Below are 22,035 nucleotides of genomic sequence, written 5' to 3'. Positions count from 1 at the left end.
ATAGCATGAGCCTTGGGCTTGGGCAAGTAGTGATGATCTGTCAACAGGGCATGGGCAAAGTCCTTGGGGCTGCGCCCCAAACCCCCACCGGAAGCAACAGAGATCTACCAAAAAACCGCAGGTACTCGTTTACTAAAGCCCAACTAGTAGAAACGGCTCTGGTTGGAGCATCTGGTACGCACCCTGGGAAGGTTCCTTTTTTCGCCTTGTACTCCTAGGGAGGTGTTGTATAATGGCTAGTCCAACCCTTAAAATGCGTCCTCATTACGAGATCGTTGCAATGAAGCAGTGTTCGCATCCTTGTCCAGTTGTTACGAATAACCACACGAGTATCGAGCGGCTGCGTGCTCACTTAATCGAAGGGCACCAGTGTCTTGACGCTTGGTTAGCGTTGAGTGACCTGGTCAAAGATCCTCGGCAACGGCGTGATTGTCTGGAACGGGCATCCGTACTGGCACCCGAGAATGAACCGATCCAAATGGCCTATCTTCAGGCCCAACTGATTGTTGAGCCGGGTGATTTGGCGGCCCAACGCCGGATGGCCGAGATTCGCACCATGCAACTGATCGCCGATGTCAAGACCCTTCACTTCCACGAGCGGCCTCAGGCGCGCCTGATCGGGGATATTTTGGTGGAGATTGGGGCGATCTCGAACCAGGAGTTGCAAGAGGTCTTGCGTTATCAGAAGAGTGGTAGTGTCATCTCGGCAGATCGGCGGGTTGGGCAGATTTTACTCCAACGCGGACTGATTACCCCTAGTAAATTGGCCAAAGCCTTGATTATGCAGCAACAGGAGCGCAGTAATCTGCGTATTGCTCCTCAGGTGTTGGGCGAGTACTTGGTGGGGCAGAACTATATTACGCCTGAGCAGTTAGAATTGGCTTTAGCTGAACAACTGCGCCTCGATCAGCGGAACCAACGCTTGAGCCTAGGCCAGATCTTGGTGCGCCTGAATATGGTGACCCCGGATCGCATTGATGAAGCCTTGCAGGATCAAGAGCGCTCCTTCTGGTCGAAGTTTGGGTATTGATTCGTATGGGGCGCATCGCGATGCGCCCCCGAACCTCCACCGGATGGCATGGGCAAAGTCCTTGGGGCTGAAGCCCCAAACCCCGATTTTTGTTGTTTTTTGGCGGCGTAGCCGCCAAAAAACAACAAAGAAGATCTTCGGGGGGGGCGTAGCCGCACCCGAACCTCCACCGGAGGTGACTTTGCCCAAGATGTGCAAAAAGAGGTCATACCATGGACATTCTGCCATGGTATAATTGCATGGGAACGGCCGCGCCACCTAGTTTGAGGTAACACGATGCCGATGTATGAGTATGGCTGTCAAACGTGCAACAGCCGCTTTGATCGTTTGCGCCGTATGGATCAGGATGATACCGGAGTCACATGTCCGGTTTGCGATAGTGATCACGTTGAACGTCTGATTTCGGTCTTTGCCTCCTATTCGCGTGATACGTCTATCGGAGCCTTGGTCGAGTCTGGTTCAACATCGGGGACGAGTTGTGGTAAAGGGTGCCCTGGTTGTAGCTGTGGGCCAAGGAGTTAGCCATGCATGTGCTGATCTTGACCGCAGGGCTGGGAACGCGCCTCCGCCCACATACCTACAGCAAGCCCAAGCCGCTGCTGAGTGTGGCCGGGAAGCCGGTACTCGCGCATATCGTTGATGATCTACTCGATCTTCAGATCGATGAACTGATCTGTGTGACCGGGTATCTCGGCGATCAGATCGAGCGCTATGTACGCGAGCGCTACACCATGCCGCTGCGTTTCTTGGTGCAGACCGAGATGCGTGGCCAGGCCGACGCCGTCTATCTGGCGAAGGATGTGCAAGGCCCCATGTTGGTCGTCTTTGGCGACGGCTTAGTGGGAATTGACAAAGACTACCTTAATGCCCACCCCGAAGAGGGCGTTATCTACTGCCAAGAAGTTGAAGATCCCAGCCGGTTTGGTGTGGCTGTCATTGAGGATGGCCGCATTACCCGGTTAGTCGAGAAGCCAACCACGCCGGTCTCTAACCTTGCGGTAGTCGGGTTCTACTATGTGCCGGAGGCTCAACGCCTGATGGAAGCCATCAATTACATGATGGAACACAAGATCCAGACCAAGGGCGAGTACTACCTCGCTGATGCGATCCAGATCATGATTGATCGCGGCGAGCATTTTCGTTCCGAGGTGGTGCCGATGTGGCGTGACTGTGGCACCTTCGATGCGCTGCTCGATACCAACCGCTACCTCCTCGCCCATGGCCACAGCCGCAATGAAGCGGTGGTTGAGAGCGTGATCATCCCGCCGGTGCATCTTGGGCCGGGGGTACAGGTTGAAAACGCGGTGATTGGGCCGAATGTCTCGCTTGGCGCAGGCGCGGTGGTGCGCAACGCGGTGATCAGCGACTCGATCATCAACGCCGGAGCGACAGTCTATGGCGTAGTGTTGGCCGGGAGCGTGATTGGCGAGAAGGCCAACGTGACTGGTTCGGTTCATGAGCTCAATATTGGTGATGCAGCAAGTATATCTCTTTAGGTGAACCTATGATCGCCTACAACTTCCGCGCTGGCGGCAGTGTTGCCTCCAGCCAGGCCGGTGCGGGCCAGGGAAAGTCGGCATCTACCCCAGCCACTGCCTATCGCTCGATCCACCATGGCTACCGGGTTGCCCAGGCCAAGGCAAACGAGCAGGATCTCCTTGACCATGTGTGTGGGGCGTTGGGTGGCGCGTTTCCGCGTCAGTTGATCACCAGTTACTATGTCTCACTCAAAACCAATCCGTTGGTGGTGTTGACTGGCCCTGAGGGGGCTGGTAAGGCTGCGTTGGTGACGGGGTTTACCTCGGCGCTGGTGGGGCTTGAGAGTGAGCAGTTTGTTACGATTGGCTCGAATAGCTGGACAGAACAGAGCGGTGAGCAGAGCTACTACCAGGGTGTCCACGAACGCCTCGGTTCGTTACACTTCCTTGACACGTTGCACGAGGCAGCGAACCCGGCCAACCTCGGTAAGCTCTATATGGTGCTGCTGCGCGGGCTGACGCTCGATGAGCTACGTCACTATACCCGCGATCTGCTCCAGATTGATGCCAATGGTGAGCGTCGCTTGGCGCTCCCTGGTCTTGCGCCAGCGCAACGCCCCGTGCTACCACCCAACATCTTTATTACCGCGACGATCCATGGGCCACGCATGCTCAGTGAGGCTGACCGCGAAGTGTTACAGCTTGCGGGCCAGATCGCATTTGGCCCCGGTAGCCCCGATCTTGGCCCATTACCGATCATGCCGCCGCCAGCGGTGGGCTTGCAGCGCATTATGCTCGGTTCAGCAGGCAATAATCCCGCCGATGCCCGCGAACGCCTCGGTGCGATCCTCGGTCAGCGTGACCTACGTCGCCTGGGGCCGTCGGCTACGCTTGCGCGCCGCCTGCCCAATGCATCCGCCTTGGTACGCCAGTTGTCGGATACGATCATTGCCTATGTGGCCAACAGCTTCGATGGTGATGGCCGTGGTCTCTTCGACCCACGCGATGCGCGTCGCAATGCCCAGATTGCCTATGATGATCAGATGACCCAGCGGGCGTTGGATCGTATGCTGCCCGCCCGTCCCCGGCGCGGTCGGATTACGCCCTTCTCGCCCCTGGTGGTGTGATTGTTTGGGTGGTGCAATGTAGCGACGCAAGATCTTGCGTCGCTACATTGCGACGCAAGATCTTGCGTCGTTACGTGGCGTCGCTACATTGTGCTATAATTTCTGGTGTGGTGATCATCACCACACCCCCCTTGCGTGTGTGCATCGAAATCAGGAAGAACTGAGGAGCTCATGGCCCCACTGCTCGACGTGCGTAACTTGGAGACCCACTTTCATACTCAGGATGGAGTGGTGAAGGCGGTGGATACTGTCTCCTTCTACGTCAATCGTGGTGAGACACTGGGCATTGTGGGTGAGTCAGGGTGTGGTAAGAGTGTCACCTCGCTCTCGATCATGCGCCTCATTCCTAGCCCCCCCGGTAAGGTGGCCGGTGGCCAGATCTTCTTTGATGGTCAAGATCTGCTCCAAGCCAGCGAACAACAGATGCGCCATATTCGTGGCAATCGCATCGCTATGATCTTCCAGGACCCGATGACCTCGCTCAATCCGGTGTTAACGGTGGGGCGGCAGATTACCGAGTCGTTGGAGTTGCATCTCAAGCTCACCAAACGTGAGGCGCTGAGCCGCGCTGCTGAGTTGTTGGATATGGTCGGGATTCCGAGTGCCAGTAAGCGCCTCGATAATTATCCGCACCAGTTCTCCGGTGGGATGCGCCAGCGCGTCATGATCGCGATGGCGATCTCGTGTAATCCTGAATTGCTCATCGCCGATGAGCCGACGACGGCGCTTGATGTGACGATCCAGGCCCAGATCCTTGAACTGATCAACCGGCTTAAGGAGGAACTGGATACGGCGGTGATGATCATTACCCACGACTTGGGGGTGGTGGCGGGCATGACCGACCGGGTGACGGTGATGTATGCGGGGAAGGTGGTGGAGGAGGCGAAGACCGCCGAACTCTTCGCGAATCCGCGTATGCCCTATACCATCGGCTTGTTACGCTCGATCCCGCGCCTTGATGATGGGCGGGGGCGTAAACTTAACCCCATTCGGGGCTTGCCACCGAGCCTGATTGACCTGCCCCAGCTTTGCCCATTTAGCCCGCGCTGCGATTATGTGCGCGATGAGTGCCTGACGAAGACACCGCCGCTGCGGAGCGTTGCTGAGGATCATCGCGCCGCCTGCCTCTTTGATATTACGATGGAGACCCCGCTGCCTGCGCAGAAACCTGAGGGTGTCGCCGCCTAGATGTGAGAGTTCCAGCTATGACGTCATTACCTCCCCGTAGCGGTGATGCAGCTAATCTGATCGAAGTGCAGGACTTAGAGATGCACTTCCCGGTCACACGGGGGATTGTCTTTCAGCGTCGGGTAGGTACGATCAAGGCGGTGGATGGCCTTTCGTTCTCGATTAAGAAGGGCGAGACTTTGGGGTTGGTGGGCGAGTCGGGGTGTGGCAAGAGTACCACTGGGCGCGCCATTCTTCAACTCTATCGCCCAACCAATGGGCACGTGATCTTTGAGGGTCAGGATCTGACTACCCTGAAGGGTGATGCGCTGCGCAAGATGCGTCGCCGGGTGCAGATGATCTTCCAAGACCCGTATGCCTCGCTCAATCCGCGTATGACGGTTGGGGATATTATTGGCGAGCCGATCAAAGTCCATCGGCTCCGTGAAGGTAAGGCGGTGCGCGAGCGGGTTGATGAGTTGCTCGGCCTCGTGGGTCTCAATTCGGCCTTCGCCAACCGCTACCCGCACGAGTTTTCCGGTGGCCAGCGCCAGCGCATCGGCATTGCGCGCGCCTTGGCGGTTGAACCCCAGTTTGTCGTGTGTGATGAGCCGGTCTCGGCGCTTGATGTCTCCATCCAGGCCCAGGTGGTCAACCTGCTCGAAGAGTTGCAGCAGAAACTGGGCCTGACCTACCTCTTCATTGCCCACGACCTGAGCGTGGTGAAGCACATCTCCGACCGGGTGGCGGTGATGTATCTGGGTAAGATCGTTGAGCTATCCGAAGGCGCGAAGCTCTACAGTATGCCCCTACACCCCTACACCCAGGCGCTCCTCTCGGCGGTGCCGATCCCCGATCCCAAAGTTGAACAGCAACGGCGGCGCATCATTCTCGAAGGTGATGTCCCCAGCCCGCTCAATCCTCCCAGCGGCTGCCACTTCCATACCCGCTGTCCGATCATGATTCCCAAATGCAAAGAAGAAGAACCGCCCTTCACCGATTATGGCGATGGCCATTTTGCCGCCTGTTGGCGGGCGCGTGAGTCGGCGGAACTGATGCCGACAGTGGCACGCAAGCAGGCAGAGGCTATCGCGGCACGGATCGCGGCGGATATTGCCAAGGTGAAGGTGAAGTCGAAGGTGGGGTAGCTATTCCCATCTCCTCAGCTTTCGGGAAGCTACTAGCTTCCCGGAAGTTACGCTCAAACTCAGCTTCCCGGAAGTTTACGCTCCCAACGATGTAGCCCATGCGGCATCAAGGGGCTGATATGCACGCATCATAGCGATAGAGTTGGCCACGTACCAGCATCATCGTAGAAAGTAGCAGACACTATCGTAGCGCAGGTGTCCGTATCGCCCCGGATGGAGAATATCCTATATCGTTTGGCAGAAACTCCCCGTGGAAGGAGAACCGTATGTTTGTTCGCAGTCTGCGACGTAGCGCCGCTGTCGTCCTGATGCTCGCGTTGGTAGTTCCGCTGCTGGCCGCCTGTGGTGGCGCTCCCGCCGCATCCCCCACTGCCGTCCCTACCGATACTGGCTCGGCAGAGCCGGGGGTGCTGCGCATCAATGTCGGGAGTGAGCCGGACAATGTCGATCCGCAACTGGCCAGCTTCGTCGGTGAGATCCAGTACATCATGATGGCCTATCAGGGTCTGATGACCTTCGATCAGGACATGAATCCCATCCCTGGCGCGGCTGAGAGCGTCGAGGTTTCGGATGATGGTCTTACCTACACCTTCAAGATTCGCCCCGACAGCACCTACTCCGATGGCACGCCGCTGACGGCGAAGAACTTTGAGTATGCATGGAAGCGCCTTGCCAACCCGAAGACGGCTGGACAGTACCAGTCGCTGCCGTGTGGCATCATCAAGGGCTATAGCGAGTGGTCGGCTGCCGCCTGTCAGGGTCTCAGCATGACCGAGACGATGGCATTGGATCTGGCCACGCTTGAGGCTGACTATGGGGTCAAGGCGATTGACGACAGCACGTTGGAGATCGAACTGACCGCCCCCGCGCCCTACTTCTTGAGCATGGCGGCACTCTGGATCGGTGCCCCGGTGCGCGAAGCGGATGTGGCCAAGGGTGACGATTGGTGGTACGACGCCGAGAACTACATCGGCAATGGCCCGTTTGTGCTGAGCGAGTGGGACCACGGCAATAAGGCCGTCTGGGAAGCTAACCCCAACTACAACGGCCCGCTTGGCCCGGTCAAACTGAAGAAGGTTGAGTACTTCATGATCTCGGAAGGCCAGGTGGCCTTCCAGGCGTATCAGAACGGTGAGTTGGATATGCTGGGCATCTCACCGGAGGATCTGGCTGCGGTGGAGACCGATCCGGTGTTGAGCCAGGAGATTGTGAATGTCACCGGCTCCTGCACCTTCTACTTCGGTTTTAACACCAAGAAGGCTCCCTTCGAGGATACCAAGGTGCGCCAGGCATTTGCCCAAGCCTTCGACCGCGAAGCCTGGAATCGCGACATCTTCGGCAATATGGGTAGCGTGGCCTACAGCTTCATCCCGCCCGGTTTCCCTGGCTACGAGCCAGACCTGAATCTGTGGCCGTTTGATCCTGAGGCGGCCAAGGCGACCCTGGCCGAATCGAGCTATGGTTCGGTCGAGAATCTGCCAGAGATCAAGCTGACCTACAGTGCTAGTGCGCGCAATAACGCCCGCTTCGAGTGGGTGGCCGCGCAGTTGAAGACCAACCTGGGGATTGAGGCCGTGCTTGATCCGGTTGATCCGACTGCCTACACCGCGCTGACCAAGACTGATCCGCCGCAACTCTTCAACCTCGGCTGGTGCGCCGACTACCCCGATCCGCAGAACTGGATCTCGCTCTTCCAGACCGACGGGTTGCTCAGTTCGCGGGTGGGCTACTCCAACCCCGAATTTGATGCCCTCGTGCGTCAGGCCGACGTGGAGCAGGATGCGGCCAAGCGCGCCGAACTCTACGCCCAGGCCCAGGAGATGCTCGTGATTGATGCGCCGGTGACCTTCACGCGCAACGATGGTGGCCCGGTGTTGGTTAAGCCTTACGTCCAGGGAGTGAGCGAGGAGACGATCACCCCGATTGACTACTGGCTCGGTTTCTTCAACCTGGCCAATGTGGACGTGCAGCCGTAAACCCTAGCGGGGGTTTGGGGGCGGCGAAGCCGCCCCCGAAGAACTCTTTTTCGCTCATGTTGGCGGCGAAGCCGCCAACATGAGCGAAAAAAACAGGTTTGGGCGTAGCCCCCCCCGAACCTCCACCTAATGGCCAACCGAGGGGAAACATTCAATGACCGCCTACATCATTCGGCGCATCCTGTGGCAGATTCCCGTCTTGCTCATTGTCGGTATGATGACCTTTGGTATTGCCAAGATAACCCCCGGTGGCCCCTTCGATACTGATCCCGACCGACGCCAACTCTCGCCGGCTGTGGAGAAGATTCTGCGCCAAAAGTTTGGTATGGATCTGCCCTTCTGGCGTCAGTTCACGCGCTATATGTTCTTTGACTTTGTTGAGAACCCCAAGACGGGGGAGACCGAGTTGCAGTGGGGGGCGATTGGCGGCAATTTCGGGCCGACCTACTCTTCACGCGGCAACCGCACCGTGCAACAGGAGTTGTTCGAGGAGCGTTCGGGCAAGCCTTCGCGCTTCTACTATTCGGCACGTTTAGGCATTCAGGCGCTCATCTTTGCGGTGGTGCTGGGAATTCCCATGGGCGTGCTGGCCGCGTTGCGCCAAAATACGATCATTGATTATCTGATCCTCTTTATCTCTACCTTTTTTGTCTCGCTCTCAACCCTGATCGTTGGCTTTTTGCTGGTGATCGTCTTTGCGGTCAATCTGAATTGGTTCACGGTGATTGCCGATTGGCAAGATCCGATCCGGCCCTGGATCTTGCCCACGATTGCGCTCGGTTCAACCTCGCTTGGCTTTATTACCCGGCTCACCCGTTCGAGTGTGCTGGAGGTGAAGCGCCAAGACTATATTCGTACTGCACAGGCCAAAGGTCTCGCCGACCAGATCGTGATTTGGCGGCATATGCTCAAGAATGCGCTCTTGCCCGTCGTGACGGTGCTGGGGCCACTGGCAGCCGGGTTGATCACCGGAACGCTCTACACCGAGATCATCTTCCAGGTGCCGGGGATGGGCAATCTGTTGGTAGAGGCGATTTCCAAACGCGACTACTCGATGATCACATCGGGCGCACTCATCTTTGTCTTTTTCCTGGGGGTCGCCAACCTGCTGGTTGATATTGCCTATGGCGCAATTGACCCACGCATTAGCTACAAATGAGGCGTGGTTATGACCGTCGCTGCCCCAACTCTTAACGACCTCAACATCCAAAAGCCGCGTAGTCTGTGGGCCGATGCGTTCCGGCGGCTGAGCCGCAATCGTGCCGCGATGGTGGGTCTGGTGGTAGTGGTGATCTATGTGCTGATCGCCATCTTTGCGCCACTGATCGCGCCCAAGAACCCGGTGGAGCAGACATCGGGAAATAGCCTGCGCCCGCCGGTTTGGGTGACGGACAACCCCAAGCGCATGCCGAACCCAGAGAATCTATTTGGCACCGACACCAATGGGCGCGACATTCTCTCGCGCTTGATCTATGGGGTGCGGGTCTCCCTGATTGTCGGCCTTGTTCCCCAACTGATCATTGTCACCATCGGTATCACCATCGGCCTGATCTCTGGTTTTGCCGAGCGGTGGCTAGACAATCTGCTCATGCGCATCACCGAGATTGTGGCCTCCTTCCCCGATCTGCTCTTTATCATCACGCTCACGGTGGCCTTCCGTGATACCGCGTTTGGCAAAGCCTTCAACGGCCTCTTGCTGATCTTCACCGCGCTGGCAGCGGTGGGATGGACGGGCATGGCGCGGCTGGTGCGGGGGCAGGTACTTTCGCTCAAGGAGAAGGAGTTTATCGAAGCGGCACGCGCCTTGGGCATTCCCACGCCTACCATCCTCTTCCGCCACATTCTGCCCAACACCATGGCCCCGATCATCGTGGCGATCTCCTTCAGCATCCCCGGCCTGATCCTGGCCGAGGCCATTCTGACCTTCTTGGGCGTAGGTATGAAGCCTTCGGTTGATTCAACCAATGCGCTACCCACCAGCCTGGGTCAGATGATGTCGGAGGGCTTCTCCAACCTCAGTTCTGGCCCCTGGATGTTGCTCTTCCCGGTGGTGATGATCTCGACGCTGGTGCTCTCGTTCACCTTCCTGGGCGATGGGTTGCGTGACGCGCTCGATCCGCGTGATAGCGCGTAGGAGGCGAAGCATCGCCGGTGAACGCCCCTCCGTAGGGCGTTTACCAGCGATGCTTCGCGCCCCTACAGATCACCGTTCTCCAAAGATCGCCCGCCCAACCCGAATGATCGTCGCCTCCTCGCTGATGGCGACCTCAAAATCATCACTCATGCCCATGGAGAGATCGTTCCAGCGTGTCTGCGGCAAACGGCGGGCCAGATCGGCCCGCAGTTCGCGCAACAGGCGGAAGTAGGGCCGTGACTCCTCCGGGTCATCAGTGAGGGGCGGGATGGTCATGAGGCCGCGCACTTCAAGTTGGGGTAAGGCGGCAATCTGCTCGATCTCGCTCAAGAGTTGGGCGTAGGCAGCGTGGTTGGCGATACCACCAGGGAGCACGAAGCCCTCCTTACTGGCTTCACCACTCACATTGATTTGGAGCAGAATCGGCACGCGCCGTCCGAGTTCGTGGGCGTGTTGATTGAGCGTCTCGGCGAGGCGCAGGCTATCCACCGACTGGATCAGATCGAAGAGTTCGACGGCCAGACGGGCCTTGTTGCGTTGGAGATGCCCGATCATATGCCAACGCGGGCGGCGTGGCAGATCGTGGAGCGCAGCAATCTTAGGGGCCGCCTCTTGCACGCGGTTCTCACCGAAGGTGTAGGTGCCGGCGGCCACGGCAGCCCGCACATGGTCGGGGCTATGGGTCTTACTTACCGCGACGAGCATAATATCGGCGGGGTGGCGGGCGGCGCGGTGGGCGGCTACGGTCATGCGCTCGTGGACATGAGCGAGGCGCGTCGCGATATCTTGGAATGATGAATCAGGCTTCACGGATTACTCACTATCAACTTCTGTTCAGCAGGCGGATCGGGAGGCAGACGAGTAATCAGGAGCAGACCGCGCTCTGGTGGCAGGGGCACCGTCAACTCCAGGGGCGTATCTTCACCGGGTTGCAGTGCGGCGCTCCCGCTGCCACCGGCGATATACGAAGCCCCCGTACTATCGCGCAGTTCAAAGGCGCTAATTGGCACCGTAACCACCGTAGTGCTGATATTCGTCACCCGCCCAATCACCCGCAGGCCGGTCTCTTCGGGACGCAGTTCAGTCACCTCGATCCGCAGGCGCGGGGTGGTTGCCAGCGGTTCGAGCGGGCGACCGCTATTACCCAAGCCGATCTGGCGCAGGAGGCTCTGGGCCTGGGCTTGCAGATCGGGGGAGAGATTGCCGATCTGGAGATCGGGCAAGGGCAGCGCGATGTTTGGTGTGGGTTGCATAGCAAACTGCTGGCTGAGGGCCGGGTTGCCCACCAGCCGCCCACGGCTACTCACGATGATCAAGAGCAGGGCGACCAGCGCACCCCACATCCAGATCGGGATGTTATGTGATGACTCACTATCCATGTGGTTCCTAGCGTGTGCGCATGGTTCGTGCGGGATCTATTGTACCCTATGTAGGGGCGAAGCATCGCCTCTACGGGATGATCAGGGAACCCGGTGATGATGGGGGAATTGGGGAACAGGTAACTGTTCACACTTCTCCTAGCTTCCAGTTTTTGACGCAAAGACGCAGAGGCGCAAAGCCTGCAACAAAACCTTTGCGTCCTTGCGCCTTTGCGTCAATACGAGATTTCTTTTACCCCAAGTGTGAATAGTTACGGGAACAGGGCCTCTTGACAAAGATTTTCGCTTCGGGTAGACTGCGCACTTGTATACCCCGGAGTGTTGGGTTTTTTGAACATGCCATATGGGCGTAGCGACCTACTGCTACGTCTATCTCCAACTCTGCGTCCAATGCTGCTCCTCTCCCGCTGTCAGGGAGCGCGACTCCGAAAGGGGGTGTTTCACGCTATCTTGCGTAGCGCGGCGCGCCTGGCGCATGGTGGGTTAGCAACCCAACTTGGTCTAAACAGGTGCAGGTACCCACAAATTCCCTCTACGTTAACTGGAACTTCAAGGAGCTAACAAGTAATGAAGCGTATCATGAGTCTGATCGTCCTGGTCGGCGTGCTGATGTCGCTGCTGGCTGCCTGTGGCAGCGCCCCGGCAGCGTCACCGACCACCGCCCCGGCGACCACCGCCCCGGCCACTGCTGAGGCCACTGTTGCGGCCACCACCGAGGCCACTGTCGAGGCCACTGTTGAGGCCACTGTCGAGGCCACTGTCGAGGCCACCGTCGCACCAACCGAGGCCACCGCCGAGCCAACCCCGGCCGCGATGACCGTCGTTGAGTACATCATGGCCACCGCCGCCGGGATGACCCCGGAGGCTGCGGCTGCCCTGGGCACGATCACGATCGCCTCGCAGAGCCCGCTCTCCGGCGACCAGGCTGCGCTGGGTACCGGCATCCGCAACGGTGTTGAGTTGGCCATCGAGCAGGCCAACGTCGCCCTGGCCGGTTCGGGCGTCGAGATTGGCTTCACCCCCTTCGATGATCAGGCCCAGCCTGAGGTTGGTTCGGCCAACGCCAAGAACATCGTCTCCGACCCCGACATCCTCTGCGTGGTTGGCCACCTCAATTCGGGTGTGGCGCTGGCTTCGCTGCCCGACTACAGCAACTCTAGCTTGGTGATGATCTCGCCTGCGAACACCAACCCCAAGATCACCGAGAGCGGCTACGCCAACGCCTTCCGCGTGGTGGGTCGTGACGACCTCCAGGGTCCGATTGGCGCCCGCTTCGCCGAGGAAATTGGCGTAAAGACCGTCTACATCCTCCACGACAAGACCGACTACGGTCAGGGCGTGGCTGAGTTCTTCAAGCTTGAGGCCGAGCGCCTCGGCCTCGAAGTGCTGGCCTTCGAGGGCACCGATGAGAAGAGCGACTTCTCCTCGATCCTGACCCCCCTCCAGGCCGCCAACCCGGACATGATCTACTTCGGTGGCCTCTACCCGCAGGCTGGCCCGCTGCTGCGTCAGGCCCGCGACCGTGGCATCATGGCGCAGTTCCTCGGCCCGGACGGCCTGGATTCGCCTGAGTTGGCCAAGCTGGCTGGTGATGCCCTTGAGGGCACCTACTACACCACCGTGGCCGCCCCGGTGAGCCAGTTCCCCAACGCTGCTCAGTATGCGACTGACTACACCGCCAAGTTCAACGGTTCCGCTCCGCCCTTCTCGGCCCAGGCGTATGACTCGGCTGCCTTCTGTCAGGCTGCTATCGTCACCGCAGCGGTTGAGGCCAACGGCAAGCCGACCCGCGAGCAGGTGTTGACCGCGATGAAGAGCCTGCCGGCGCTCAGTGGTATCACTGGCACCTACAGCTTCAGCGAGAAGGGTGACCCGAACCCGGCCACCTACTACATCTTCGCCACCAACTCTGATCCGGCCATGTGGGATCAGAACGAGTTGACCTCGAAGATCGAGAGCGCTCCGCCCACCGAGTAATCGGTATTTCACCTATGCTGCCAGGGCATTGCCCTGGCAGCATAGTTTCGAGTGTTGCCAGAGTATGGTGCTTGGACGGGTGTGATTACCTGCTCATCCCGCCTGCTCCAAGACCACGTGGAGTTGCTACGAATACCTCCGCTTTCTACACAAGGGCAATACTGACGTAGTCCTCCTCTCCAACAACGTTGTGAGCAGACAGAGAGTGCATCATGGTAGCCGAGGCAAACGTCAGCAAACAAGATCTACAACGACAGCGGACGCTCCAAACCTTGCGTACCGTCTTTATGCCGTTGGGCCAACTCATCCTCTTTATTATTGGGAGTGCCGTTGTTCTGGGTTTGATCGTTGTTGTTGTGGCCTTCTTTCTTAGCCGCTCCGACCCCAAGATCATGCAGACGGCGATAGCTATTCTGCCACAGGTGATGATTGACGGTATGGTGCGTGGCTTTCTCTTTGCCACCATCGCACTGGGCTACACCATGGTCTATGGTGTGCTGGAGTTTATCAACTTTGCCCATGGTGAGATCTTCATGGTGGGTGGTTTTGTTGGGGCTGGTGTGGCCTACCTGCTGATGCAGTGGGGCTTGCTCTCGACCCTCCCCTGGCTGGTCTTTGTGGTGATTGCGCTGGTCGTGGGTATGACGGTGAGTGGCCTCTTGGCCATGGCAACCGAACGGGTAGCCTATCGTCCCTTGCGCAATTCCCCGCGCCTCGTCCCGCTGATCTCCGCGATTGGTATGTCGCTGGTGTTGCAAGATGTGGTACGCCTAATTGCGACCAGTTCGCCACTCGGTTTTAATGCGCGCTTCGAGACGCCCAATTTTGGCAAGCCGTTCCAGATTGCCAGCATTCCTCTGGGTGAACGCGCAATTCCGGTGCAGATCAGCCCCAAAGCGGTGATCTTTATTGTGGCCGCGTTGTTGATGCTGTTGGCGCTCAACTACTTGGTGAATGCGACTCGTCTGGGTAAGGCGATTCGTGCCGTAGCCCAAGATCGCGCTACGGCTAGCCTGATGGGTATCAATGTCAATCAGATCATCTCACTCACCTTCCTCATCGGTGGGGCACTAGGTGGAGCAGCGGGTGTTCTGTTTGGTATGAATATCGGCACCGTAAACCCCTACATGGGCTTTATTCCGGGCCTCAAGGCATTTACCGCAGCGGTGTTGGGGGGCATTGGCAATATCACCGGCGCGATGGTGGGAGGGATTGTATTGGGCTTCCTGGAAGCCTTTGTGGCCTCCTACCTCTCGCTCTTTACCGGCGGTGCCTTCTCCGGCGCGAGTTATGCCGATATTGCCGCCTTTAGCATCCTCATCCTGATCCTGATCTTCCGTCCTGAGGGCCTCCTCGGCGAATCAACGACCCAAAAGGTGTAGCGATGGCCAAGAATCCTCCCCACACCCCAGAGACGGGTCTCTGGAATCAGTTGAATGCGTGGATGACGAAGGGGCCGGCGGGGTATACGTTCTTGTCGCTCTATACCCTGATCACCTCGGCTCTGTTGATTACCAATCCACGTACCAGCCTCTTTACCGACATCGTCTTTGTGCTCTTCTTGCTGCTCATTCTGGCCATCTACCGTTCGCGGGTGGCGCTGGGCTTCAAGATCGCCCTCGCGGTGGTTGCGTTGGGTTTCGTGCTGCCCTACTTTGGTACGCTTAACCCCTACTACATTGATGTGGCTACCCAGGCGGGTATCTTTGCCACCTTGGCGATGGGCCTGAATGTGGTGGTCGGTTTTGCGGGTCTGCTCGACTTAGGCTATGTGGCCTTCTATGCGGTTGGTGCCTATCTCTGGTCTATCTTTAGTACCGATCAGATCGGCAATATGATCAGTGGGGCCACGCCGGTTGGCGCGGGCTGGTTCTATCTCTTCATCATTATTGGTCTGGTGGTCGGCGGCGTGTTTGGGGTGATGCTCGGCCTGCCGGTGTTGCGCCTACGCGGCGACTACCTAGCGATTGTGACGCTGGGCTTCGGTGAGGTGATCCGGGTGCTGGCGGTCAACCTGGATAAGCCGGTCAATATCACCAATGGTGCCCAGGGGATCAAGGATATTGAGCGTCCGCCGCTCTTCTTTGCGCCTGCACTCAAGGCGCTCGGCTTCAATCTTGATAATAATCAACTCTACCAGATCTTCTTCTACTTCATGGTGCTGGTGGTGGTCTTGATAACGATGCTGGTGGTCAGCCGTCTGAAGAACTCGCGCATCGGGCGCGCTTGGACGGCCATCCGTGAGGATGAGACCGCTGCAATCGCCCAGGGGATTCCGCTGGTGCGCATGAAGCTCATGGCCTTTGCGGTGGGAGCATCCTTCGCTGGGGCAATGGGAGTCATCTTCGCCTCGAAGCAACTCTTCATTAACCCGCCCACCTTCGATCTGCTGCGTTCGATTAGTATCTTGTCCATGGTCATTCTGGGTGGTCTGGGTAATATTCCCGGCGTGATCCTAGGGGCGGTGCTGGTGACACTGCTCAACATCCAGATCCTGCCGCGTATCGCCGAGGTTCTGCGTAGCGCCAAGGATGCGGGGTTGCCCATCCCGCAGTCGTTCGATCCTACCCAGTACCAACGACTACTTTTTGGTCTGCTGATGATCCTGATGATGATCTTCCGACCTGAAGGTATCTTGCCCGAAGATCGACGCCGCCAGGAACTGCATGATCATGATGACGACCCGGTTGAGGTGAGTACGTCGTAGGGATGTCTACAACACGACGACTACCAAACCGATAAGGAGAGGCGATGGCCCTGCTTGAAGCCAACAATATTACCAAGGTCTTCGGTGGCCTCACGGCGGTCAACGATGTTACCCTGACGATAGAACAGGGTAACATCGTGAGTGTGATCGGGCCGAATGGTGCCGGGAAGACCACCTTCTTCAACATTCTAACCGGCATCTACAAGCCGGATACGGGTGGTGTGCTCTTTAATGGCCAGACCATCACGGGGCTGCGTCCAGACCAGATCGCCGCGTTGGGGATGCGGCGTACCTTCCAGAATATTCGGCTCTTCCCCAACATGACGGTGTTGGAGAATGTGTTGGTGGGCATGCATACTCATCTGCATGCACCGTTCTGGAACATTCTGTTGCGCAACCGCAGCCTGCGCCTAGAGGAGGGCAAGGCGCGTGACACGAGCCGCGATCTGTTGCGCTTTGTCGGCCTGGATGAGAAACGCGACAATCTGGCCAAGAACTTGCCCTATGGCGATCAGCGCCGCCTGGAGATTGCCCGCGCTTTGGCGGGTGATCCCAAGCTGATTCTGCTCGACGAGCCGACCGCTGGGATGAACCCCAACGAGACGGTCGAGGCGACCCACCTCATCCGCCGTCTGCGCGATGAGCGTGGGGTGACGGTGGTGTTGATCGAACATGACATGCGCTTGGTGATGAGCATCTCGGAGCGTATTTCGGTACTCGATTATGGCACCAAGATTGCCGAGGGTGATGGACAGGTGATCCGCAGCAACCCACGGGTGATCGAAGCCTATCTCGGTAAGGCCGCCGGGCATCACGGGTGATAGCGAAGGAAGCCACATGGCGCTACTAGAACTCCGCAACGTTCATACCTACTATGGCAAGATCCACGCCCTCAAGGGGATCTCGATCAAAATTAACCAGGGTGAGATTGTGACGCTGATCGGCTCCAACGGGGCTGGTAAGAGTACGACCCTGCGCACGATCTCTGGGTTGCTCAACCCGCGTCAGGGTGAGGTGTTGCTGGACGATAAGCCGATCCACAACATCCCCGCCCACGAGATCGTGAAGATGGGAGTGGCCCAGTCGCCTGAGGGGCGCAAGATCTTCCCGCGCCTAACCGTGCTGGAGAATCTGGAACTGGGAGCCTACCTGCATGATACGCACAGCGAGGCGTACCAAAATGATCTCGAACGGGCGATGACGCTCTTCCCGCGTCTGCGCGAGCGGGTCAACCAGAAGGGTGGCACACTCTCCGGCGGTGAGCAGCAGATGTTGGCCATCGCCCGTGCCCTGATGACCCGCCCGCGCATCCTGCTACTTGACGAGCCGAGCATGGGTTTGGCCCCGGTGTTAGTCGAGCAGATCTTCGAGATTGTGCAGGAGATCAACGCTCAGGGCATGACGGTGCTGCTGGTGGAGCAGAACGCACTCCAGGCGCTCAGTATCGCTCACCGGGGTTATGTGTTGCAGAGCGGCGAGATCGTGCTGGAGAACCAGGCCAAGGCACTGATCGAAGATCCGATGGTGCAAAAGGCGTACCTGGGGTTGGAATAGGGTGAGAGATCACATTTCAACACGGTGAATGATCGCAGCCAGCGCACGAACCATGACTGTTGGGAAAAAAGAGGGGCATCGGGGTCTACCCGATGCCCCTTCCGTGTGTCACGTTAGGACTCTTCGTAGTCTGCGATACCAGGGAGATCGGATGGTGCTACATCGAAGATTCGGGCAATGAGGCTGCGTCCATCTTCTGCCAGAGTGAATAAGATCCGCACGGTAAGTCCATAGGCAACCCAGACGGCACGGGTGGTGCCATCCCGTTGAGTGGCGGTATGGTAATAGTGCGCCGCACGGGGCGAAACCTTGATCGTCTGAACCAGATTGCGGGCACTCTGCTGTTGGGGCGGAGTAAGGGTGTAACTGTTCACACTTCTCCTAGCTTCCAGTTTTTGACGCAAAGACGCAGAGGCGCAAAGCCTGCAACAAAGCCTTTGCGTCCTTGCGCCTTTGCGTCAATACGAGATTTCCTTTACCCAAGTGTGAATAGTTACGTAAGGGTTGCATATTGACGGGTTGCGGTTTCGCTCCAAGCTATGACTACTTGCATGCGGCCTACCCTTCAAGCTCTGCGAGTCGCTGATCATGTACCGGGGCTTCATCACCAGCAGGGGTAAAGAAAATTGTCCCTGGTCCCCCATCGGGATCGGCAAACACATAGGACTCATTCGTACCCAATCGCTCCAGCGCTGCTCCGACATGCGGGTCGGAATCGAGCGCCGCCCGTTGACGGGGTGTAAGTGGGATCGCAAGGTGACGCCGCTTTGCCTCTTCACGTACTAACAGTTCAAACATGGCCGTGCGCGACAGATCCTCTTGACGTGCGAGGGTGTCGAGCAAGGTGTAGGTGGATTCCTTTAACCGAAAAGTTGTCGGTTTGCGCATAGTTGCCCCCATCTCGTGTATTGACAACGTATGTACAGTGTAGCACATTCTCTACGCCACCTCACGCGGCACACGCGGCAGAATACTAGTCAACACCTCGTAACTGATCGTCCCCAACCACTCGGCAACCTCATCGGCGCTGATCGCGGCTTCACCCTGGTGCCCGATCAGGACGACGGCATCGCCGCGCCGCACGCCGGGGATATGGCTCACATCCACCATGGTGTAGTCCATACAGATGCGCCCAACCACTGAAGCCCGCTGGCCCGCGATCAACACGCTCTGCCATGGTGGGGCGCGGCGGACACCATCGGCGTAGCCCGCCGGGATGGTGGCGATGCGCGTCGGCTTGTGGGTAATGTAGGTACCGCCATAGGAGACGGGCACTCCGGCGGGGAGTTCGCGCACTTGGGCCACTTCGCTATGGAAACTGAGGACGGGGTGGAAACCGGGTGGTAGGGGGGCATGCGGGCTAGGGCGGAGGCCGTAGCAGGCGATCCCTGGGCGCACCATGTCGAAGCGGGCCGCCGGGAGGCGCAACGTGGCGGCACTATTGGCCGCATGCACCAGGGGTGGGCGCAGTCCAGCCGCGATCAGGCTATTCAGCAGATGATTGAAGCGCTCCAACTGCGCCAGCGCTGCACTCAGATCAGCCTCATCGGCGCTGGCAAAGTGGGTATAGAGGCCGTGGATCTCCAAGCCGGGAAGGTGCTGCAATGCAGCCAGGAACGGGCCGACTTCAGATGGAGCCAGGCCCAATCGCGCCATACCGGTATCAACCTTGACATGCACCCGCACCGGACGGCCAGCACTCTGCGCGGCATTACTCAGCGCGAGTGCCGAGTCGTGGTCGAAGAGCGTACAATCCAGCCCCAAGCGCACCGTCTCATCGGCCTGCCAGGGGGGGGTATAGCCGAGCAGCAGGATACGCGCCGTTATGCCTTGAGTGCGCAGCGTGCGCGCCTCACCGAGTGTGGCTACCGCCAGCGCCTCGGCACCCGCCCCCAGCGCCGCCCGCGCCGCCCGAATAGCCCCATGGCCATAGGCGTCGGCCTTGAGCACCGCCATCAGCGGCACCCCGGCCAGTTCGCGCAGGCGGCGCACATTGTCGGCGAGGGCATCAAGATTGATGCGTAACCACGTCGGGCGGTCGGGATCACCAACGCGCACGCTACGCCACGCCGGTTCTTGGCGCACCAAGGGCGGGGCGAAGGCCGCATCTACCAAGCGGGCGACCACTCGTTCCATGCGCGACTCAGCGCCGCCCTTCACCAGCACCAAATCGCCCGCGCCAAGATCCGGGGGCAACGCGGCCAACGTCGCCTCGGTGGTATCCACCACCTGCACCGCAATATTCGGGTTGATGTGGCGGGCAGCGCGTTCCATCACCACACCCCAGTCACCCTTCACAATCAGCAGGTCGGCGCTACTGGCAGCACGGGTACCTAGCTCGCGGTAGAACGGCTCCTCGCTGCCGACCGGCAACTCCGCGAGGCTGCCGATGACCGCGATGCGGCGGCGGGCGGGTAGGACGGCAAGCGTATCCAGCGCGGCCAAGGCGGCGGGCGGCGCGGCACTAAAACTATCATCAAGCAGGGCCGCGCCACCCAGCGCAGAGAGCGGGCGCAAGCGACCAGCCACTGGCTCTAGGTGGGGGAGTGCGGCGACACAATCTTCCAGATCCATGCCACAAGCCAAGCCGACCGCCACCCCAGCCAGCGCCGCGTACAGGCCAGGAATACCGATCAGCGGGGTATGAACATCCAGTTCGGTACCGCACCAGCGCAAGCGCACCATAGTGCCATCGAGATCATAGTGCAAGCCGCGACCACTTAGATCGCAACTGCGCCCCTGGCCATAGGTGATCGTATGCGCCTTGGTGCGCCCCATCAAGGCGCGGGCAAGCGGGCTATCGCCATTGATGATCGCCACACCCTTCGGGGGCAGCGCCGCCAACAGATCGCCCTTCTCAGCCGCAATCGCCTCCAGCGTCCCAAAGCTCCGCAGATGCGCTGCCTCTACTGCCGTCACCAGCGCAATCTGCGGCGGGAAGAAGGTCGCGAGGTGCGCAATCTCACCACGGCGATCACTCCCCAGTTCGAGCACCGCGAAGCGGTGTTGATCTTCTAAACGCGCCAGTGCGACCGGCAAGCCCAGCAGTGAATTGAAACTGCGCCGACTCTGAAAGGTGGCCGCACGGCGTGCGAGCACCGCCGCCGCAGCGCGGCGGGCAGTCGTCTTGCCCACACTCCCGGTAATACCCACCACCGTCGGCTGCACATTAGCGAGGCGCTCGGCAGCCCAGCCCAGCAATGTGGCCTGAGGATCATCGCAGAGGAGCACAGTTGCCCCAGCGGGATCGGCAGGCGGCCAGGAGCAGAGAATGCCGGTCGCACCAGCAGCAATCGCAGCGGGGATGAAATCGTGGCCATCGGCGCGGGGGGTACGCAGGGCCACAAAGCACTCACCCGACGCGGTCAGGCGCGAGTCATAGCTCCAGTCCATAAAACTGGTTGCCTGGGCGGAGCCATGCAGGCGGGCACCAGCGGCGAGCAGGTCATCTAGCGTGATCATAAGAGTAACTATTCACGATGGGGGTAAACGGATTATCATTCCTACGCAAAACGACAGGTTGATGCAAAGGCGCGAAGACGCAAAGATTGGAGTTGGTTCTCCAATATAATGCTTTGCGTCTTTGCGTCTTTGCGTCTTTGCGTCAAAACCCCGATGTTCGGGGCAGTGTGAACAGTTACGCGCCTTGGCGTCTTAGCGTTAATAACCTTAGGTTCTTGAGCAAGTGTGAACAGTCACATATCATAAACCAACAATGGCTGGAAGGTGCGCCGATGCAACGCACATGGCCCGTGAGTTGCGAGGGCACGTTGATGTACCGCAGTGCCGTAGCCCTTATGGGCCGCGAAGCCATAGCCCGGAACGGCGCGATCCGCCGTCTGCATCAGGCGGTCACGGGTGACCTTCGCGATGATCGAAGCCGCTGCAATCGAGAGGCTGCGCGCATCACCCTTGATGAGCGCCTCTTGGGGCAGGCTAAGATCGGGCAGGATAAGCGCATCTATGAGAAGTGCATCAACCGGGCAGGGCAGGCTGAGCAAGGCACTCGTCATGGCGAGGCGGGTAGCGGGAACGATCCCATAGGCATCAATCAGGTAGGCCGGAACGATACCGACACCCACCCCCAAGGCGTAGTGGTGGATCTGAACAAAGAGGCGGCTACGGGTAGCGGCATCGAGTTGCTTGGAATCGTTAACCCCGGCGAGTAGATCAGGTTGCTGGAAGATGCTGGGGGCCAGCACCACCGCCGCCGCCACGACCGGGCCAGCCCAACAGCCCCGACCGGCCTCATCAATCCCGGCGCAGTTGGGGAAGCCACGGGCGTGCAGTGCTCGTTCATGCGTAATCGTGGGTAACATTAAGTAAGCTGGTTATCTGCTTGACGCTAAGGCGCAAAG

General features: G+C 58.9%; 20 protein-coding genes. 14 read left to right on the top strand and 6 right to left on the bottom strand.

Annotation, left to right across the window (positions count from 1 at the left end; genetic code table 11):
- Positions 1-232 precede the first annotated feature (232 nt).
- The 9 genes from EKD03_RS07520 to EKD03_RS07475 all read left to right on the top strand — a co-directional run bounded on the left by EKD03_RS07520 (position 233) and on the right by EKD03_RS07475 (position 10,060).
- Positions 233-1,030: a cyclic di-GMP-binding domain-containing protein, MshE-related gene (locus EKD03_RS07520; RefSeq protein ID WP_238613433.1), complete on the top strand. Its 798-nt coding sequence runs from the start codon at positions 233-235 to the stop codon at positions 1,028-1,030.
- 276 nt (positions 1,031-1,306) lie between these two features.
- Positions 1,307-1,552, top strand: coding sequence for an FmdB family zinc ribbon protein (locus tag EKD03_RS07510; protein WP_174842834.1), 246 nt, complete (start codon positions 1,307-1,309; stop codon positions 1,550-1,552).
- A 2-nt stretch (positions 1,553-1,554) separates the two neighbouring features.
- A complete protein-coding gene (locus EKD03_RS07505; RefSeq protein WP_129629183.1) occupies positions 1,555-2,526 on the top strand; it encodes a sugar phosphate nucleotidyltransferase in 972 nt (323 codons plus the stop codon).
- 8 nt (positions 2,527-2,534) lie between these two features.
- The gene (locus tag EKD03_RS07500) at positions 2,535-3,635 is read left to right on the top strand and encodes a hypothetical protein (protein ID WP_129629182.1); all 1,101 of its coding nucleotides are present in this window, start codon (positions 2,535-2,537) and stop codon (positions 3,633-3,635) included.
- Between the two features lie 171 nt (positions 3,636-3,806).
- Positions 3,807-4,823 carry an ABC transporter ATP-binding protein gene (locus EKD03_RS07495; RefSeq protein ID WP_129629180.1) on the top strand — a complete coding sequence of 339 codons (1,017 nt, stop codon included), beginning with the start codon at positions 3,807-3,809 and terminating at the stop codon, positions 4,821-4,823.
- Positions 4,824-4,840: 17 nt separating this feature from the next.
- Positions 4,841-5,950 (top strand): ABC transporter ATP-binding protein, encoded by a 1,110-nt coding sequence (locus EKD03_RS07490; protein ID WP_129629178.1) that lies wholly within the window; start codon positions 4,841-4,843, stop codon positions 5,948-5,950.
- 266 nt (positions 5,951-6,216) lie between these two features.
- Positions 6,217-7,926 carry a peptide ABC transporter substrate-binding protein gene (locus tag EKD03_RS07485; RefSeq protein WP_129629176.1) on the top strand — a complete coding sequence of 570 codons (1,710 nt, stop codon included), beginning with the start codon at positions 6,217-6,219 and terminating at the stop codon, positions 7,924-7,926.
- Positions 7,927-8,080: 154 nt separating this feature from the next.
- Positions 8,081-9,085, top strand: coding sequence for an ABC transporter permease (locus tag EKD03_RS07480; protein ID WP_129629174.1), 1,005 nt, complete (start codon positions 8,081-8,083; stop codon positions 9,083-9,085).
- A 9-nt stretch (positions 9,086-9,094) separates the two neighbouring features.
- On the top strand, positions 9,095-10,060 hold the full coding sequence (locus tag EKD03_RS07475; protein WP_129629172.1) for an ABC transporter permease: 966 nt from the start codon (positions 9,095-9,097) through the stop codon (positions 10,058-10,060).
- A gap of 69 nt (positions 10,061-10,129) precedes the next feature.
- On the opposite strand, the gene EKD03_RS07470 is transcribed toward EKD03_RS07475, so the two are convergent.
- Together EKD03_RS07470 and EKD03_RS07465 are read right to left on the bottom strand one after the other, a co-directional pair.
- Positions 10,130-10,870 carry a YggS family pyridoxal phosphate-dependent enzyme gene (locus EKD03_RS07470; RefSeq protein ID WP_129629170.1) on the bottom strand — a complete coding sequence of 247 codons (741 nt, stop codon included), beginning with the start codon at positions 10,868-10,870 and terminating at the stop codon, positions 10,130-10,132.
- Entirely contained in the window at positions 10,867-11,439 is a 573-nt protein-coding gene (locus tag EKD03_RS07465) for a hypothetical protein (protein ID WP_129629168.1), read from the bottom strand. The genes EKD03_RS07470 and EKD03_RS07465 overlap by 4 nt, the downstream gene beginning before the upstream one ends.
- 567 nt (positions 11,440-12,006) lie before the next feature.
- Between EKD03_RS07465 and EKD03_RS07460 the strand changes: the two genes are divergently transcribed.
- The 5 genes from EKD03_RS07460 to EKD03_RS07440 all read left to right on the top strand — a co-directional run bounded on the left by EKD03_RS07460 (position 12,007) and on the right by EKD03_RS07440 (position 17,677).
- Complete coding sequence (locus EKD03_RS07460; RefSeq protein ID WP_129629166.1) at positions 12,007-13,416, top strand: branched-chain amino acid ABC transporter substrate-binding protein; 1,410 nt, start codon at positions 12,007-12,009, stop codon at positions 13,414-13,416.
- 212 nt (positions 13,417-13,628) lie between these two features.
- Positions 13,629-14,798: a branched-chain amino acid ABC transporter permease gene (locus tag EKD03_RS07455; protein WP_174842833.1), complete on the top strand. Its 1,170-nt coding sequence runs from the start codon at positions 13,629-13,631 to the stop codon at positions 14,796-14,798.
- A 2-nt stretch (positions 14,799-14,800) separates the two neighbouring features.
- A complete protein-coding gene (locus EKD03_RS07450) occupies positions 14,801-16,123 on the top strand; it encodes an ABC transporter permease subunit (protein WP_129629164.1) in 1,323 nt (440 codons plus the stop codon).
- Positions 16,124-16,167: 44 nt separating this feature from the next.
- A complete protein-coding gene (locus tag EKD03_RS07445; RefSeq protein ID WP_129629162.1) occupies positions 16,168-16,944 on the top strand; it encodes an ABC transporter ATP-binding protein in 777 nt (258 codons plus the stop codon).
- Between the two features lie 16 nt (positions 16,945-16,960).
- Entirely contained in the window at positions 16,961-17,677 is a 717-nt protein-coding gene (locus tag EKD03_RS07440; protein ID WP_129629160.1) for an ABC transporter ATP-binding protein, read from the top strand.
- 113 nt (positions 17,678-17,790) lie between these two features.
- On the opposite strand, the gene EKD03_RS07435 is transcribed toward EKD03_RS07440, so the two are convergent.
- The 4 genes from EKD03_RS07435 to EKD03_RS07420 all read right to left on the bottom strand — a co-directional run bounded on the left by EKD03_RS07435 (position 17,791) and on the right by EKD03_RS07420 (position 21,996).
- Positions 17,791-18,051: a hypothetical protein gene (locus EKD03_RS07435; protein WP_129629158.1), complete on the bottom strand. Its 261-nt coding sequence runs from the start codon at positions 18,049-18,051 to the stop codon at positions 17,791-17,793.
- Positions 18,052-18,235: 184 nt separating this feature from the next.
- Complete coding sequence (locus tag EKD03_RS07430) at positions 18,236-18,565, bottom strand: ribbon-helix-helix domain-containing protein (RefSeq protein ID WP_161569209.1); 330 nt, start codon at positions 18,563-18,565, stop codon at positions 18,236-18,238.
- Positions 18,566-18,616: 51 nt separating this feature from the next.
- Positions 18,617-21,139, bottom strand: coding sequence for an alanine racemase (gene alr / locus EKD03_RS07425; RefSeq protein ID WP_129629154.1), 2,523 nt, complete (start codon positions 21,137-21,139; stop codon positions 18,617-18,619).
- A 233-nt stretch (positions 21,140-21,372) separates the two neighbouring features.
- Positions 21,373-21,996 (bottom strand): ribonuclease HII, encoded by a 624-nt coding sequence (locus EKD03_RS07420; protein WP_129629152.1) that lies wholly within the window; start codon positions 21,994-21,996, stop codon positions 21,373-21,375.
- Positions 21,997-22,035 lie beyond the last annotated feature (39 nt).

Origin of the sequence: Candidatus Oscillochloris fontis (assembly GCF_004138135.1) — a bacterium.
Classification (GTDB): domain Bacteria; phylum Chloroflexota; class Chloroflexia; order Chloroflexales; family Chloroflexaceae; genus Oscillochloris; species Oscillochloris fontis.
The sequence above is the reverse complement of the archived record's forward strand: the minus strand, read 5'-3'. Positions and strand labels throughout refer to the sequence as shown.

What these genes read in the sequence shown, in the direction of transcription:
- EKD03_RS07505 (WP_129629183.1), top strand. Translation starts at nt 1,555, where the DNA reads ATGCATGTGCTGATCTTGACCGCAGGGCTGGGAACGCGCCTCCGCCCA.
- EKD03_RS07460 (WP_129629166.1), top strand. Translation starts at nt 12,007, where the DNA reads ATGAAGCGTATCATGAGTCTGATCGTCCTGGTCGGCGTGCTGATGTCG.
- EKD03_RS07520 (WP_238613433.1), top strand. Translation starts at nt 233, where the DNA reads ATGGCTAGTCCAACCCTTAAAATGCGTCCTCATTACGAGATCGTTGCA.
- EKD03_RS07485 (WP_129629176.1), top strand. Translation starts at nt 6,217, where the DNA reads ATGTTTGTTCGCAGTCTGCGACGTAGCGCCGCTGTCGTCCTGATGCTC.
- EKD03_RS07510 (WP_174842834.1), top strand. Translation starts at nt 1,307, where the DNA reads ATGCCGATGTATGAGTATGGCTGTCAAACGTGCAACAGCCGCTTTGAT.
- alr (WP_129629154.1), bottom strand. Translation starts at nt 21,139, where the DNA reads ATGATCACGCTAGATGACCTGCTCGCCGCTGGTGCCCGCCTGCATGGC.
- EKD03_RS07455 (WP_174842833.1), top strand. Translation starts at nt 13,629, where the DNA reads ATGGTAGCCGAGGCAAACGTCAGCAAACAAGATCTACAACGACAGCGG.
- EKD03_RS07490 (WP_129629178.1), top strand. Translation starts at nt 4,841, where the DNA reads ATGACGTCATTACCTCCCCGTAGCGGTGATGCAGCTAATCTGATCGAA.
- EKD03_RS07445 (WP_129629162.1), top strand. Translation starts at nt 16,168, where the DNA reads ATGGCCCTGCTTGAAGCCAACAATATTACCAAGGTCTTCGGTGGCCTC.
- EKD03_RS07500 (WP_129629182.1), top strand. Translation starts at nt 2,535, where the DNA reads ATGATCGCCTACAACTTCCGCGCTGGCGGCAGTGTTGCCTCCAGCCAG.
- EKD03_RS07480 (WP_129629174.1), top strand. Translation starts at nt 8,081, where the DNA reads ATGACCGCCTACATCATTCGGCGCATCCTGTGGCAGATTCCCGTCTTG.
- EKD03_RS07430 (WP_161569209.1), bottom strand. Translation starts at nt 18,565, where the DNA reads ATGCGCAAACCGACAACTTTTCGGTTAAAGGAATCCACCTACACCTTG.
- EKD03_RS07450 (WP_129629164.1), top strand. Translation starts at nt 14,801, where the DNA reads ATGGCCAAGAATCCTCCCCACACCCCAGAGACGGGTCTCTGGAATCAG.
- EKD03_RS07465 (WP_129629168.1), bottom strand. Translation starts at nt 11,439, where the DNA reads ATGGATAGTGAGTCATCACATAACATCCCGATCTGGATGTGGGGTGCG.
- EKD03_RS07440 (WP_129629160.1), top strand. Translation starts at nt 16,961, where the DNA reads ATGGCGCTACTAGAACTCCGCAACGTTCATACCTACTATGGCAAGATC.
- EKD03_RS07495 (WP_129629180.1), top strand. Translation starts at nt 3,807, where the DNA reads ATGGCCCCACTGCTCGACGTGCGTAACTTGGAGACCCACTTTCATACT.
- EKD03_RS07420 (WP_129629152.1), bottom strand. Translation starts at nt 21,996, where the DNA reads ATGTTACCCACGATTACGCATGAACGAGCACTGCACGCCCGTGGCTTC.
- EKD03_RS07475 (WP_129629172.1), top strand. Translation starts at nt 9,095, where the DNA reads ATGACCGTCGCTGCCCCAACTCTTAACGACCTCAACATCCAAAAGCCG.